Below are 14,893 nucleotides of genomic sequence, written 5' to 3' on the forward strand. Positions count from 1 at the left end.
CGTGTCTACTTGACCGGCTCGGGCTCCGGCGCGTCCGCCGACTCCTCGTCACCGGCCGGGTCGACCGGCGTCTTCACGGAGTCGAGCAGCAGCTGGGCGACGTCGACGACCTGGATGGACTCCTTGGCCTTGCCGTCGTTCTTCTTGCCGTTGACGGAGTCGGTCAGCATCACGAGGCAGAAGGGGCACGCCGTCGACACGATGTCGGGGTTGAGGCTGAGTGCCTCGTCGACCCGCTCCGTGTTGATGCGCTTGCCGATGCGCTCCTCCATCCACATGCGCGCGCCACCGGCGCCGCAGCAGAAGCCGCGCTCCTTGTGCCGGTGCATCTCTTCGTTCCTGAGCCCCGGGACCTTGCCGATGATCTCGCGCGGCGGCGTGTAGATCTTGTTGTGACGGCCCAGGTAGCAGGGGTCGTGGTACGTGATGATGCCCTCGACCGGCGTCACCGGGACCAGCTTGCCCTCGTCCACCAGGTGCTGGAGCAGCTGTGTGTGGTGGATGACCTCGTAGTCGCCGCCGATCTGCGGGTACTCGTTGCCGATCGTGTTGAGGCAGTGCGGGCAGGTGGCGACGATCTTCTTGGCCGTACGAGGCTTCTTGGACTCCTCGGTGACTTTTCCGTCGTCGTCGTACTCCTCGCCGAAGGCCATGTTCAGCGCCATGACGTTCTCCTGGCCGAGCTGCTGGAACAGCGGCTCGTTGCCGAGGCGCCGGGCGGAGTCACCGGTGCACTTCTCGTCGCCGCCCATGATCGCGAACTTGACGCCCGCGATGTTGAGCAGTTCGGCGAAGGCCTTGGTGGTCTTCTTCGCGCGGTCCTCCAGCGCGCCGGCGCAGCCGACCCAGTAGAGGTACTCGACCTCGGTGAGGTCCTCGATGTCCTTGCCGACGACCGGCACCTCGAAGTCGAGCTCCTTGAGCCACTCCAGGCGCTGCTTCTTCGCCAGGCCCCAGGGGTTGCCCTTCTTCTCCAGGTTCTTGAGCATCGTGCCCGCCTCGGACGGGAACGCGGACTCGATCATCACCTGGTAGCGGCGCATGTCGACGATGTGGTCGATGTGCTCGATGTCGACCGGGCACTGCTCGACACAGGCGCCGCAGGTGGTGCAGGACCACAGGACGTCCGGGTCGATGACGCCGTTCTCCTCGTGCGTACCGATCAGCGGCCGCTCGGCCTCGGCGAGGGCGGCCGCGGGAACGTCCTTGAGCTGCTCCTCACTCGCCTTCTCCTCGCCCTCCATGGACTTGCCGCCACCGGCGAGCAGGTACGGGGCCTTGGCGTGCGCGTGGTCGCGCAGCGACATGATCAGGAGCTTCGGCGAGAGCGGCTTGCCGGTGTTCCACGCGGGGCACTGCGACTGGCAGCGGCCGCACTCGGTGCAGGTGGAGAAGTCCAGCAGGCCCTTCCACGAGAACTGCTCGACCTGGGAGACACCGAAGACGGCGTCCTCGGCCGGGTCGTCCCAGTCGATCGGCTGGCCGCCGGAGGTCATCGGCTGCAGCTCGCCGAGAGCGGTCTCGCCCTTCGCGTTCCGCTTGAACCAGATGTTCGGGAAGGCGAGGAAGCGGTGCCAGGCGACACCCATGTTGATGTTGACCGAGACCGTGATCATCCAGATGAAGGAGGTCGCGATCTTCAGCCCGGCGAAGAAGTACGTGAGGTTCTGCAGGGTGGAGGCGTCCATGCCCTCGAACCAGGAGACCACCGGGTACGAGATGAAGAACGAGGCCTCGTAGCCGTCCACGTGGTGCTGGGCGCCTTCGAGGGCGTGCAGCAGGAAGATGCAGACGCCGACGATGAGGATGACGGTCTCGACGAAGTACGCCTGGCCGGTCTTGGACCCCGCGAAACGGGACTTGCGCCCCGGCTTGCCGGGCTTGCTCAGCTGGCGTACGACGATCAGGACCAGGATGCCGAGCACGGTCATGGTGCCCATGAACTCGACGTACATGTTGTACGGCGCCCAGTCACCGATGATCGGCAGGATCCAGTCGGCCTTGAAGAGCTGGCCGATGGCGTTGACGATGGTCAGCAGCAGCGTGAGGAAGCCCACCGCCACGAACCAGTGCGCGAAGCCGACGATGCCCCACCGGTTCATCCTGGTGTGGCCGAGGAACTCCCGGACCACGGTGAGGGTGCGCTGGAGGGGGAGGTCGGTCCTGGTGCCGGCGGGCACCGACTGACCGAGCCGCATGAGCTGGACGATCTGCAGGATGGCACGGCCGAACAGCGCGACGCCGACCGCGATTAGGACCAGCGACACGATGATCGCGGCGAGTTGCATTGGGGGCTCCTCGGGCCTGCGAGGCGGGACTTCGTAGCGGACTACGACTGATTACTAAGCGGTAACTTATGCAGTCCGTCTGAGACTACCCACTTAACTCGCCGCACTGTAGCCAGCAAGGCGGTGATCTGCGTCGCTCAGGCAACCCTTGCCGGTCCGTGCCCCGAAGGGGCGCGGGGAACTGCGCGACAAGCCACGACGCGCCCGCAGGCAAGCATCGATCCTCTCCCGCCCCGACTTGCGCGTAAGCAGCGGATAAGAGTTGAGCCCCCCTGACTCAGCTCTGTTGACTCCAGCGAAGCGCTGAGGCATGGTTGAGCCAGATCCACTCAAGAAGTCATCTGGAGGAATCGAAATGGCACGTGCGGTCGGCATCGACCTGGGCACGACTAACTCCGTCGTCAGCGTTCTCGAAGGCGGCGAGCCCACCGTCATCACCAACGCCGAAGGCGCCAGGACCACGCCGTCCGTCGTCGCCTTCGCGAAGAACGGCGAGGTGCTGGTCGGCGAGGTGGCCAAGCGCCAGGCGGTCACCAACGTCGACAGGACCATCCGGTCGGTCAAGCGCCACATGGGCACCGACTGGAAGGTGGACATCGACGACAAGGGGTTCAACCCCCAGCAGATCTCCGCGTTCATCCTCCAGAAGCTGAAGCGCGACGCCGAGGCCTACCTGGGCGAGAAGGTCGCCGACGCGGTCATCACCGTCCCGGCGTACTTCAACGACTCGGAGCGCCAGGCCACCAAGGAGGCCGGTGAGATCGCGGGTCTGAACGTCCTGCGCATCGTCAACGAGCCCACCGCCGCCGCCCTGGCCTACGGCCTCGACAAGGACGACCAGACCATCCTGGTCTTCGACCTCGGTGGCGGCACCTTCGACGTCTCGCTCCTCGAGATCGGCGACGGCGTCGTCGAGGTGAAGGCCACGAACGGCGACAACCACCTCGGTGGTGACGACTGGGACCAGCGCGTCGTCGACTACCTGGTCAAGCAGTTCAACAACGGCCACGGCGTGGACCTCTCCAAGGACAAGATGGCGCTCCAGCGCCTGCGCGAGGCGGCCGAGAAGGCCAAGATCGAGCTGTCCTCCTCCACGGAGACCACGATCAACCTGCCCTACATCACGGCCTCCGCCGAGGGCCCGCTGCACCTGGACGAGAAGCTCACGCGCGCCCAGTTCCAGCAGCTCACGTCCGACCTCCTGGAGCGCTGCAAGACGCCGTTCCACAACGTCATCAAGGACGCGGGCATCCAGCTCTCCGAGATCGACCACGTCGTTCTCGTCGGTGGCTCCACCCGTATGCCGGCCGTCGCCGACCTGGTCAAGGAACTGACCGGTGGCAACGAGGCCAACAAGGGCGTGAACCCGGACGAGGTCGTCGCCATCGGCGCCGCCCTGCAGGCCGGTGTCCTCAAGGGGGAGGTCAAGGACGTCCTGCTCCTCGACGTGACCCCGCTGTCGCTTGGCATCGAGACCAAGGGCGGCATCATGACCAAGCTCATCGAGCGCAACACGACCATCCCGACCAAGCGGTCGGAGATCTTCACGACGGCCGAGGACAACCAGCCGTCGGTGCAGATCCAGGTCTACCAGGGCGAGCGCGAGATCGCGGCGTACAACAAGAAGCTCGGGATGTTCGAGCTGACCGGTCTGCCGCCGGCCCCGCGCGGTGTCCCGCAGATCGAGGTCGCCTTCGACATCGACGCCAACGGCATCATGCACGTGACCGCGAAGGACCTCGGCACGGGCAAGGAGCAGAAGATGACCGTCACCGGTGGCTCCTCGCTGCCGAAGGACGAGGTCAACCGGATGCGCGAAGAGGCCGAGAAGTACGCGGAGGAGGACCACGCCCGCCGCGAGGCCGCCGAGTCCCGCAACCAGGGCGAGCAGCTCGTCTACCAGACGGAGAAGTTCCTCAGCGACAACGCGGACAAGGTCCCGGGCGATGTGAAGACCGAGGTCGAGGAAGCCGTCACCGAGCTGAAGGAGAAGCTCAAGGGCGAGGACACGGCCGAGATCCGCACCGCCACCGAGAAGGTCGCCGCCGTCTCGCAGAAGCTGGGCCAGGCCATGTACGCCGACGCCCAGGGCGCGCAGGCCGCCGCCGGTCCCGAGGGCGCTGCCCCGGGCGGCGAGGCCCCGAACATGTCCAAGGACGACGACGTCGTCGACGCCGAGATCGTCGACGACGAGAAGCCCGGTGACGCGAAGGGCGGCGCCGCCTGATGACCGAGGAGACCCCGGGCCCCGGCGACAACGCCGAGAACCCCGACGTCCCCTCCGGCGCCACCCCTGATGACGCGGCGCCGAAGGCCGCCGAGCCCTCCACCGAGGAGGGCCCGGCGGCCCCGGCCGGGGACGCAGCGAAGACAGCGGGCCTGACCGCCCAGCTGGACCAGGCACAGAAGGCGCTCAGCGAGCGCACCGCCGACCTCCAGCGGCTGCAGGCCGAGTACCAGAACTACCGCCGCCGGGTGGAGCGGGACAAGGTGACGGTGAAGGAGATCGCCTCGGCGAACCTCCTCTCCGAGCTCCTCCCGACCCTCGACGACATCGGCCGCGCGCGTGAGCACGGCGAGCTGGTGGGCGGCTTCAAGTCGGTGGCCGAGTCCCTTGAGACGGTCGTCGCGAAGCTGGGGCTGCAGCAGTTCGGCAAGGAGGGCGAGCCCTTCGACCCGACGATCCACGAAGCCCTGATGCACAGCTACGCACCGGACGTCACCGAGACGACGTGCGTCGCGATCCTGCAGCCGGGGTATCGCATCGGCGAGCGCACCATCCGCCCCGCGCGGGTGGCCGTGGCCGAGCCGCAGCCGGGCGCGCAGACCGTCAAGGGTGAGACTGCCGAGGGGGCCGACGAGTCGGCCGACGCGGCGGACAAGGACAACGGTGGCCCGGACGAGGGCTGACGTTGCACCTGACGTTGCACTGACGAGAGAGGAGGGACGTCGGGGATGAGCACCAAGGACTTCATCGAGAAGGACTACTACAAGGTCCTCGGCGTCCCCAAGGACGCCACCGAAGCCGAGATCAAGAAGGCGTACCGGAAGCTCGCCCGCGAGAACCACCCGGACGCCAACAAGGGCAATGCCAAGGCGGAAGAGCGCTTCAAGGAGATCTCCGAGGCGAACGACGTCCTCGGCGACCCCAAGAAGCGCAAGGAGTACGACGAGGCGCGTGCTCTCTTCGGCAACGGCGGATTCCGTCAGGGCCCCGGAGGCGCCGGCGGCTCGTTCAACTTCGACCTGGGCGACCTCTTCGGAGGCGGCGGCCCGGGTGGCGGTGGAGCGGGCGCCGGCGGCTTCGGGGGCGGTCTCGGTGACGTCTTCGGGGGCCTGTTCAACCGCGGCGGCGCGGGTGCCGGATCCGGCACGCGTACGCAGCCGAGGCGCGGCCAGGACATCGAGTCCGAGGTCACGCTGAACTTCACGGAGGCGGTGGACGGCGCGACGGTGCCGCTCCGCATGTCCTCCCAGGCGCCCTGCAAGGCGTGTTCCGGCACCGGCGACAAGAACGGCACGCCGCGCGTGTGCCCGACCTGCGTCGGCACGGGCCAGGTCTCGCGGGGCGGCGGCGGAGGGTTCTCCCTCACCGACCCGTGCGTGGACTGCAAGGGCCGTGGGCTCATCGCCCAGGACCCGTGCGAGGTCTGCAAGGGCTCGGGCCGCGCGAAGTCGTCCCGCACGATGCAGGTGCGGATCCCGGCGGGCGTCTCGGACGGCCAGCGGATCCGGCTGCGCGGCAAGGGCGGTCCCGGTGAGCGGGGCGGCCCGGCCGGTGACCTGTACGTGGTCGTGCACGTGGAGTCCCACCCGGTCTTCGGCCGCAAGGGCGACAACCTCACGGTCACGGTGCCGGTCACGTATCCCGAGGCGGCGCTGGGCGGCGAGGTCAAGGTCCCGACGCTCGGTGGACCGGCCGTCACCCTGAAGCTGCCGCCCGGCACGCCGAACGGCCGCACCATGCGGGCGCGCGGCAAGGGCGCGGTCCGCAAGGACGGCACGAGGGGCGACCTGCTGGTGACGGTGGAGGTGTCGGTCCCGACATCGCTCTCCGACTCCGCGAAGGAAGCCCTGGAGTCCTACCGCAAGGCGACTGCGGGCGACGACCCGCGGGCAGAACTGTTCCAGGCCGCGAAGGGAGCATGAGATGGACGGCCGTCGTCGAAATCCGTATCAACTCACCGACGAGACGCCGGTGTACGTCATCTCGGTGGCCGCCCAGCTGAGCGGCCTCCACCCGCAGACCCTGCGGCAGTACGACCGCCTGGGCCTGGTCTCCCCGGACCGCACCGCGGGCCGCGGCCGACGCTATTCCGCCCGCGACATCGAACTGCTCCGCACGGTGCAGCAGTTGTCGCAGGAGGAGGGCATCAACCTCGCCGGCATCAAGCGCATCATCGAGCTGGAGAACCAGGTCGCGGCGCTTCAGTCGCGTGTCGCGGAGCTCTCCGCGGCCGTGGAGGGAGCCGCCGCCGCCATGCAGCAACGTGAAGCGGCGGTGCACGCCTCGTACCGCCGCGATCTCGTCCCCTACCAGGACGTGCAGCAGGCGAGCGCGCTGGTGGTGTGGCGGCCCAAGAGGTCGCAGGACCAGTAGGTTTCCGGGATCGGCAGATCTTGGAGCCTGGGTAATCTGATACAGGGCCGGGAGGTGACAACCTCCCGGCCCTGTATCGGTATGTGGGCGCAGATACGTGCGCGGGTACGGGGAGTTGAGCTGACCATGGCCATGGTGGGGCTGTTCTGGATCGCCGAGGGAGACATCTACCTGGGCGCGAAGCCGTCCGGACTGGCCGCCGGGGTGCGACTGACACCGGAGGGCGTGGTGGCCCTGGGCGACCGGCAGTCCGGCGTCTGGCCGTGGGAGGACGTCCATGGCCTCGCGGTCGACGACGTCCCGGTGAAGTCCCTGAAGCGGCACGTGGGCGCGGCGGTCGACATGGTCCTCACGGTGGGCCTCGGCGGCGGCGACGAGGCCCCGACGATGACGGTCCGTATCACGGGCCCCGAGGGCGAGGACACGGAGCTGACGGCGTACACGGCGGCCGCGGTCGGCTACTCCCAGACGGAGTGCGACCTCTCCCAGGACCTCCTCGCCCGCCTCACGGAAGGCGCGGGCACGCTCCTGACCACCCTCTCCGCGATGTCGACCTGGGGCCGCCGCCACGAGGGCGGTACTCCGCGTACGGCGGAGAGGGAGGCGCTGCTGCGGGAGTGGATCGAGGGGGACGGGGCCTGAGCGCCCTCACTGGCCCGGCTTCTCACTGCCCCCGCTCGACGATGCCGGACTGGCTGATGAGGTAGCCGAGTTGGGCGCGGCTCTCGCTGCCGAGGGTGGCGGCGAGTTTGGCGATGTGGACGCGGGCCGTGCGGATGTTCATGCCGAGCCGTTCGGCTATCTCGGCGTCGGTGAGGCCTTCGACAAGGAGCCCGGCGATGGCGCGCTGGCGTTGCGTGATGCCGCCCTCGGAGAGCTGGGGTGCGGCCAGGGGCCACATGGGCGTCGCCAGGCGCCACAGCCGCCAGAAGGTGGTCGCGAAGTACTCGACGAGGGCCGGGTGGCGCAGCTCCAGGGCGACGCTGCGGTCCTTGCTCGCGGGGATGAAGGCCACCGTCCGGTCGAAGACGAAGAGCCGCTCGGTGACCTCGTCGAGGGTACGGGCCTCGGCGTCGCCGTCCAACTGCTCGAAGTAGGCGAGCACGGGCAGAGAATGGCGCGTTGTGTGCTGGTAGAGGGTCCTCATCCGGCAACCCCGGCTGAGGATCGCCTGGTCCCGGGGAAAAGCTTCGGCCAACGTTTCGGGCGGCCGGGTGCCGCCGGGCTGGATGGCGAGGAACTCCTCCGTGACGTCCTGCATGGCGCGGTCGATGGCCGAGTTGATGCGCTCCAGGCCGTCGAGGACGGTGATCGTCGGGGTGTCCGCGGGGGACGACAGCTGGGCGTCCAGGGCGATGAGCGGCTCGAACGCCGCGGTGAGCCGCTCTTCGCGGCGCCGCTGGTCGGTGATGCGGTCCTCGATGTCGCGGAGCAGGACGGGAAGGGCGGCCGCGGGGGCGGTGGGAAGCAGCCACCGTATGTCGTCGATGTCGGGGTGGAGAAGGCCGAAGTCGATCAGGCAAGGGGCGTGTTCGGCGTCTTCGCTGCGTACGCGGCCTTCGCGGAGGGCGCGTGCGTACAGGTCCGAACCCGCCTCGCAGAGTTCTTCCACTCCATGTGGCGCATGCTCCTTGACCATATGCGCTCCCTCCTGCTCAGTTGAAGCGCGGCGATTCTATGCAGGGGGCATGTACACGGGGGTGTGTGCTCTGATTGAAGTGTCCACTTCTGATGGGCGGGATTTGGCCGCATCTGGCCGAGAATGCCGGACTGGCCGAAGAGGTGTCCGGGCCTGGTGAGCCCTTGCCTGCCGGGGCGAGCGGCAAGTTCCGTGTCCGGCGGTTCCGCCGGCCGTACTTCCCGGCCTTTGGCCGAAGCGCCGCGATCATGTGCCGGGACAAGGCGGGGCCCTACGGCCTCGACGGGTCGAGGATCCCGGACTGACCGATGAGGTAGCCGAGTTGGGCGCGGCTCTCGCTGCCGAGGGTGGCGGCGAGTTTGGCGATGTGGACGCGGGCCGTACGGACGTTCATGCCGAGGCGGTCGGCGACCTCCGTGTCGGTGAGGCCTTCGACGAGGAGTCCCGCGATGGCGTGCTGGCGGGCGGTGATGCCGTTCGCGGACGGGAGTTGCGTGGTGCGCGGGAACATCGGCACCGCGAGGCGCCACAGTCGCTCGAAGGTCGTCACGAAGTAGTCGATGAGGGCGGGGTGACGTATCTCCAGCGCGACGGTGCGGTCCTTGTCGCCCGGGATGACGGCCACGGTGCGGTCGAAGACGAAGAGGCGCCCGGGGACTTCGTCGAGCGTGCGGAGCTCGGCGTTGCCGTCGAGCTGTTCGTAGTGGTCGAGCATGGGCAGCGAGTGGCGTGACGTGTGCTGGCACAGCGTCCGCAGCGTGCCGCCGCGGGCCAGGAAGTCCCGTGCGCCGTCGAGGGACTGGGCGAGCAGCGGGGAGGGCCGGACTCCGCCGGGCTGAATGGAGAGCATCTCCTCACGGGTGTCGGCAAGGGCCCGTCGCAGGGCCTCCTGGATCCGGGGGACGCCGTCCAGCAGGGTGATCGCGGAGAACTCCTCGGCCGACGAGGACGCCGATGCCGAGGCCGATGCCGACGCGGATGCCGGAGCGGGTGCCGGCGCGAGTGCCATCAGCGGCTCGAAGGCCGCGGTGAGCAGGGTCTCGCGGCGCAGTTCGTGCGTGATGTGCTCCTGGATGGCCTCGCGCAGGCGGGGCAGGGCGATCGACGGGGCGACGGGGCGGAGCCAGCGCGGGTCGTCGGCGTCAGGGCGCAACAGCTCGAAGTCGACCAGGCAGGGGGCCTGTTCGGCCTCTTCGCGCGGCACGCGGCTTTCCCGGAGGGCATGGGCGTACAACTCCGCGCCGGCCGCGCACAGTTCGTCGGGCCCGTGGCCTTGGTGGGGGCGGTGGAGTTCCGTGGTCACTTGGGGTGGTCCTGGTCGAGGATCCCGGACTGGGCGATGAGGTAGCCGAGCTGGGCCCGGCTTCCGCTGCCCAGGGCCGCGGCGATCTTGGCGATGTGGGCACGGCAGGTCCGGACGTTCATCCCGAGCCGCCGGGCGATGGCCTCGTCGACGTGGCCCTCGATGAGGAGTTTGGCTATGGAGCGCTGCACGCCGGTTATGCCGTCGGCGGAGGGCGGGTAGGGCACTTCCTCGATCAGTGGGACCGCGCGGCTCCACTGCTCTTCGAAGACCTTGGCGAGGTACTCGACCAGGCCCGGGTGTCTGAGCTCCAGGGCGACCTGCTGGTCGGCTCGCGCGGGGATGAGGGCGGTCGTGCGATCGAAGATCATCAGGCGGTCGATCACCTCCTCCAACGTCCGTATCTCCACGTTCCCCTGAGTCATGTGCGCCGCGTAGGCGAGAGTCCCCTGACTGTGCCGCACGGTGTGTTGGTAGAGGGTGCGCATCGTGATGCCGCGGTCCAGAATCGTCTGCCCGCGCTGCAACGCCACGGTGAGCGTGTTCTCGCTGCGTCCACCTCCGGGCTGGACGGTGAGAACCTCTGACTGGCACTCCGCGGTGGCACGCTCGATGGCCGCGTGGATACGGGCATCGCCCTCCAGCACGGTGACCGCGTGAGTGGTGGGTTCCGTTCGCGCGGTGATCGCCATGAATGGCTCGAAGACGTCGGTCAGTTCAACGGCGATACGCCGTCGCTCCTGGATTTCGCGTTCCAGTGGCTGAAGACGTTGCGCGAGGACGGCGGTGGGGGAGACGGGCCGGAGCCAGTCCGTGTCATCCGGATCCGGATGCAGCAGGCCGAACTCGATCAGGCAGGGAGTGTTCTCGGCCTCGGTGCGCAGCAAACGGCCGTTGCTCAACGCAAGTGCGTAGAGCTTCGCCCCCTCACCGCAAAGTGGGGTTGAGGGGTGAGGATGTGTCGGTTTAGTGCCTGTTGTAAGCAAATCTCCACCCCCCAGGGTCCTGAACGTGCAGGAACATGATGCATCGACCCTGTGGCTTTGACGTGCTCGATTGAGACATCGTCTTGGAGAGCCGGGGGAGACGAACCTACCAAGTGAGGACGAAGCCGATCATGTTTAAGCGCATGCTTCGCTCGGTGCTTGTCACCACCTTCTCCGTCGGACTGGCTTTGGGCACGGTGACCACTCTCGATCTCGGCTGGCAGTCCGAGCCTGCGAGTACGAGCACCCTTTCTGCGCCGCTTCCGGATCTTGGGTGGACCATCGGGCCGAAGGGTGGCCAGGCATGAGCACCCCTCCCGACGACCGCACCTTCCGCCGAGAAATGGCCACCGCCTACCGCTCCGGTTGGCACTTCATCGATCTCGTGACCGCGATCCCCCACCGCGGCGACTCGTTGATGGTGACCCTGCTCGGCGAGCCGATCGTCGTCACGCGTGACGACGAGGAGGAGATCCGGGCCTACCGCTGCCTGCGCAGGCCCCGCGGCGCGCCGCAGCCCGTGCGGTGTGCCATCCGGTACGGGATGGTCTTCGTCAATCTCGACCGGCGCGACCACCAGGTGGTCGGACAGCAGGGACAGCAGGACCCGGGCGCCATGAGCGCCACGGACAACATCACAGCCACCCCCCGCAGTGCCTGACGCGATTCCCCCGTCGTTGTAAATCGCGCAGGTGCTTCCCCCAGCAGCGGCGCCACCGTGGACCTGAACACGGTGGCGCCGCTGTGGTGTGTGGAAGCGAGGGCTACGCCTTGCCCAGCGTCCGCGTCACCGTGATCTCGATCAGGACCCGGTCCGGGTTCGGCGAAGGGCGGCGTTCGTAGCGCTCCTCGTAGCGCCGCTCCGCCTCGTCTATCTCCGCCGGGTCCGTCTTGATCGTCGCCCGGCCCTCGAGCGTCGCCCAGCGCCGGCCCGCGAACTGGCACACCGCCACCCGCGCTCCCGGCCCGTCCACGCCGGTCGCCGCCAGGATGTGCACGACCTTCCTGCTCGTCTTGCGCGCGAGCACGCGGGCGATCCCGGCCTCCGGGTCGTACGTCACGCCGACCGGCACCACGTGCGGGGTGCCGTCCGGGCGCAGGGTCGTCAGGGTGCACAGGTGTCGTTCGCGCCAGAAGCTGAGGTAAGAGGCGTTCGGGGTCATGGACCGGAACATAGCCGCCCGGCCTTCCGAGGTCTCCCTTGAGTGGAATAGACTCAACTTTGTGTACGTTGGTTAAGTCAGGACGTCGTAGTCGAGACGTAGCCGGGACGTAGCCATGGCCAGGTCGTAGCCAGGGCATGGGCAGGACACCGTAGGGAGGACAAGCGCACGTGGATGCCGAGCTGACCAACAGGAGCCGGGACGCGATCAACGCGGCCACCAGCAGGGCCGTGCAGGACGGGCATGCCGATCTGACGCCCGCGCACCTGCTGCTCGCACTGCTCGAGGGGCAGGACAACGAGAACATCACCGACCTGCTCGCCGCGGCCGACGCCGACCAGGCGGCCGTGCGCGCGGACACCGAGCGGGTACTCGCCGCGCTGCCCAGCGTGACCGGGTCCACGGTCGCGCCGCCGCAGCCGGGTCGCGAGCTGCTGGCCGTCATCTCGGACGCCGCCCAGCGCGCGAAGGAGCTGGGGGACGACTACCTCTCCACCGAGCACCTGCTCATCGGCATCGCGGCCAAGGGCGGCCAGGCCGGGGACGTACTCACCAAGCACGGGGCCGGCAGCAGGAAGCTGCTGGACGCATTCGAGAAGGCAAGGGGAGGGCGCCGGGTGACCACACCCGACCCTGAGGGTCAGTACAAGGCCCTGGAGAAGTTCGGCACCGATTTCACCGCCGCCGCCCGCGAGGGCAGGCTCGATCCCGTCATCGGGCGGGACCAGGAGATCCGGCGGGTCGTCCAGGTGCTGTCCCGTCGTACGAAGAACAATCCCGTGCTCATCGGCGAGCCCGGCGTCGGCAAGACCGCCGTCGTGGAGGGCCTCGCCCAGCGCATCGTGAAGGGGGACGTCCCCGAGTCGCTGAAGAACAAGCGGCTCGTCTCCCTCGACCTGGGCGCCATGGTCGCCGGCGCCAAGTACCGCGGTGAGTTCGAGGAGCGGCTCAAGACCGTCCTCTCCGAGATCAAGGAGAGCGACGGCCAGATCATCACCTTCATCGACGAGCTGCACACCGTGGTCGGGGCCGGTGCCGGTGGGGATTCCGCCATGGACGCGGGCAACATGCTCAAGCCCATGCTGGCCCGCGGCGAGCTGCGCATGGTCGGCGCCACCACCCTCGACGAGTACCGCGAGCGGATCGAGAAGGACCCCGCCCTGGAGCGCCGCTTCCAGCAGGTCCTCGTCGCCGAGCCGTCCGTCGAGGACTCGATCGCGATCCTGCGCGGGCTCAAGGGGCGGTACGAGGCGCACCACAAGGTGCAGATCGCGGACAGCGCCCTGGTCGCCGCCGCCACCCTCTCCGACCGGTACATCACCTCGCGCTTCCTGCCCGACAAGGCCATCGACCTCGTCGACGAGGCCGCGTCCCGGCTCCGTATGGAGATCGACTCCTCGCCCGTCGAGATCGACGAACTCCAGCGCGCCGTCGACCGGTTGAGGATGGAGGAGCTGGCGCTCAGCAAGGAGACCGACCCCGCGAGCAAGCAGCGCCTCGACAAGCTGCGGCGCGACCTCGCCGACAAGGAGGAGGAGCTGCGCGGCCTCAACGCCCGCTGGGAGAAGGAGAAGCAGTCCCTCAACCGCGTGGGTGAGCTGAAGGAGAAGCTCGACGAACTGCGCGGCCAGGCCGAACGGGCCCAGCGCGACGGCGACTTCGACACCGCCAGCAAGCTGCTCTACGGCGAGATCCCCACCCTGGAGCGCGACCTCGAAGCCGCCTCGGAGGCCGAGGAGGAGGCCGCCGCCCAGGCCAAGGACACCATGGTGAAGGAGGAGGTCGGCCCCGACGACATCGCCGACGTGGTCGGGTCGTGGACCGGCATCCCCGCCGGGCGGCTCCTGGAGGGCGAGACGCAGAAGCTGCTCCGCATGGAGGACGAGCTGGGCAAGCGGCTCATCGGCCAGACCGAGGCCGTGCGGGCCGTCTCCGACGCGGTGCGGCGCACGCGCGCCGGGATCGCCGACCCCGACCGCCCGACGGGTTCCTTCCTCTTCCTCGGCCCGACCGGTGTCGGCAAGACGGAACTCGCCAAGGCCCTCGCGGACTTCCTCTTCGACGACGAGCGGGCCATGGTCCGCATCGACATGAGCGAGTACGGCGAGAAGCACAGCGTCGCCAGGCTGGTCGGCGCCCCTCCCGGGTACGTGGGGTACGAGGAGGGCGGTCAGCTGACCGAGGCGGTCCGCCGCAGGCCCTACTCCGTGGTCCTGCTCGACGAGGTCGAGAAGGCGCACCCCGAGGTCTTCGACGTACTGCTCCAGGTGCTCGACGACGGACGCCTCACCGACGGACAGGGGCGGACGGTCGACTTCCGCAACACCATCCTGATCCTCACGTCCAACCTGGGCAGCCAGTACCTCGTCGAGCCGCTCACCTCCGAGGAGGAGAAGAAGCAGCAGGTCCTCGAAGTCGTACGGGCCTCGTTCAAGCCGGAGTTCCTGAACCGGCTCGACGACCTGGTCGTCTTCTCCGCGCTCGGCAAGGACGAGCTCGCGCACATCGCCGAGCTGCAGATCAACCGCCTGGCCAAGCGCCTGGCCGAACGCCGCCTGACCCTGGACGTCACGCCCGGGGCGCTGGCCTGGCTGGCGGACGAGGGCAACGACCCCGCGTACGGCGCGCGCCCCCTGCGCCGCCTCATCCAGACCTCCATCGGCGACCGCCTCGCCAAGGAGATCCTGGCGGGCGAGGTCAAGGACGGGGACGTGGTGCGGGTGGACGTGTTCGGGGAGGGCCTCATCGTGGGCCCGGCGTCGGGCAAGTCCCTGTAGCGGCTTCTCCGCGCCCCGCAAGGGGCGCGGAGAACTGCGCGAGGACGGACCACGGTCTGCAGTCGGCCAACGGCGGAAACCGGGCAGACGCGGGGCCGGGGTTGCGATCGGGGCCCCCTCCTGGGAGAGGATGGCGG

Annotated in this window: 12 protein-coding genes; 7 read left to right on the forward strand and 5 right to left on the reverse strand. The window is 68.7% G+C overall.

Translation table 11 applies throughout. The annotated features are described in order from the left end of the window. Nucleotides 1-5 precede the first annotated feature (5 nt). Nucleotides 6-2,288 carry a (Fe-S)-binding protein gene (locus AB0B50_RS13315; RefSeq protein ID WP_362329644.1) on the reverse strand — a complete coding sequence of 761 codons (2,283 nt, stop codon included), beginning with the start codon at nt 2,286-2,288 and terminating at the stop codon, nt 6-8. A gap of 355 nt (nt 2,289-2,643) precedes the next feature. On the opposite strand from AB0B50_RS13315, the gene dnaK reads away from it, so the two are divergent. The 5 genes from dnaK to AB0B50_RS13340 all read left to right on the forward strand — a co-directional run bounded on the left by dnaK (nt 2,644) and on the right by AB0B50_RS13340 (nt 7,530). Further along, nucleotides 2,644-4,515, forward strand: a complete 1,872-nt coding sequence (gene dnaK, locus AB0B50_RS13320; protein WP_362329647.1) for a molecular chaperone DnaK — start codon at nt 2,644-2,646, stop codon at nt 4,513-4,515. Next, on the forward strand, nt 4,515-5,198 hold the full coding sequence (gene grpE / locus AB0B50_RS13325; protein ID WP_362329650.1) for a nucleotide exchange factor GrpE: 684 nt from the start codon (nt 4,515-4,517) through the stop codon (nt 5,196-5,198). Before dnaK ends, grpE begins: the two co-directional genes overlap by 1 nt. 45 nt (nt 5,199-5,243) lie before the next feature. Continuing rightward, on the forward strand, nt 5,244-6,437 hold the full coding sequence (gene dnaJ / locus AB0B50_RS13330; RefSeq protein WP_362329653.1) for a molecular chaperone DnaJ: 1,194 nt from the start codon (nt 5,244-5,246) through the stop codon (nt 6,435-6,437). Nucleotide 6,438: 1 nt separating this feature from the next. Beyond that, complete coding sequence (locus AB0B50_RS13335; RefSeq protein ID WP_362329656.1) at nt 6,439-6,888, forward strand: helix-turn-helix domain-containing protein; 450 nt, start codon at nt 6,439-6,441, stop codon at nt 6,886-6,888. Between the two features lie 126 nt (nt 6,889-7,014). Further along, nucleotides 7,015-7,530 (forward strand): hypothetical protein, encoded by a 516-nt coding sequence (locus AB0B50_RS13340; RefSeq protein WP_362329659.1) that lies wholly within the window; start codon nt 7,015-7,017, stop codon nt 7,528-7,530. 22 nt (nt 7,531-7,552) lie between these two features. On the opposite strand, the gene AB0B50_RS13345 is transcribed toward AB0B50_RS13340, so the two are convergent. From AB0B50_RS13345 to AB0B50_RS13355, 3 genes are all read right to left on the reverse strand, one after another. Next, nucleotides 7,553-8,527, reverse strand: a complete 975-nt coding sequence (locus AB0B50_RS13345; RefSeq protein ID WP_362329662.1) for a helix-turn-helix transcriptional regulator — start codon at nt 8,525-8,527, stop codon at nt 7,553-7,555. Between the two features lie 271 nt (nt 8,528-8,798). Next, nucleotides 8,799-9,830: a helix-turn-helix transcriptional regulator gene (locus AB0B50_RS13350; RefSeq protein ID WP_362329665.1), complete on the reverse strand. Its 1,032-nt coding sequence runs from the start codon at nt 9,828-9,830 to the stop codon at nt 8,799-8,801. Further along, the gene (locus AB0B50_RS13355; protein ID WP_362329668.1) at nt 9,827-10,816 is read right to left on the reverse strand and encodes a helix-turn-helix transcriptional regulator; all 990 of its coding nucleotides are present in this window, start codon (nt 10,814-10,816) and stop codon (nt 9,827-9,829) included. The genes AB0B50_RS13350 and AB0B50_RS13355 overlap by 4 nt, the downstream gene beginning before the upstream one ends. Nucleotides 10,817-11,120: 304 nt before the next feature. Here AB0B50_RS13355 and AB0B50_RS13360 point away from each other — a divergent pair, with 304 nt between their 5' ends. Next, a complete protein-coding gene (locus AB0B50_RS13360; RefSeq protein ID WP_362329670.1) occupies nt 11,121-11,477 on the forward strand; it encodes a hypothetical protein in 357 nt (118 codons plus the stop codon). Nucleotides 11,478-11,580: 103 nt separating this feature from the next. Here AB0B50_RS13360 and AB0B50_RS13365 read toward each other — a convergent pair whose 3' ends face one another. After that, a complete protein-coding gene (locus tag AB0B50_RS13365) occupies nt 11,581-11,979 on the reverse strand; it encodes a TIGR03618 family F420-dependent PPOX class oxidoreductase (protein WP_362329673.1) in 399 nt (132 codons plus the stop codon). A 170-nt stretch (nt 11,980-12,149) separates the two neighbouring features. On the opposite strand from AB0B50_RS13365, the gene clpB reads away from it, so the two are divergent. Next, nucleotides 12,150-14,756, forward strand: a complete 2,607-nt coding sequence (gene clpB / locus AB0B50_RS13370; protein ID WP_362329676.1) for an ATP-dependent chaperone ClpB — start codon at nt 12,150-12,152, stop codon at nt 14,754-14,756. Nucleotides 14,757-14,893: the final 137 nt, after the last annotated feature.

Origin of the sequence: Streptomyces sp. NPDC041068 (assembly GCF_040647455.1) — a bacterium.
GTDB lineage: Bacteria > Actinomycetota > Actinomycetes > Streptomycetales > Streptomycetaceae > Streptomyces.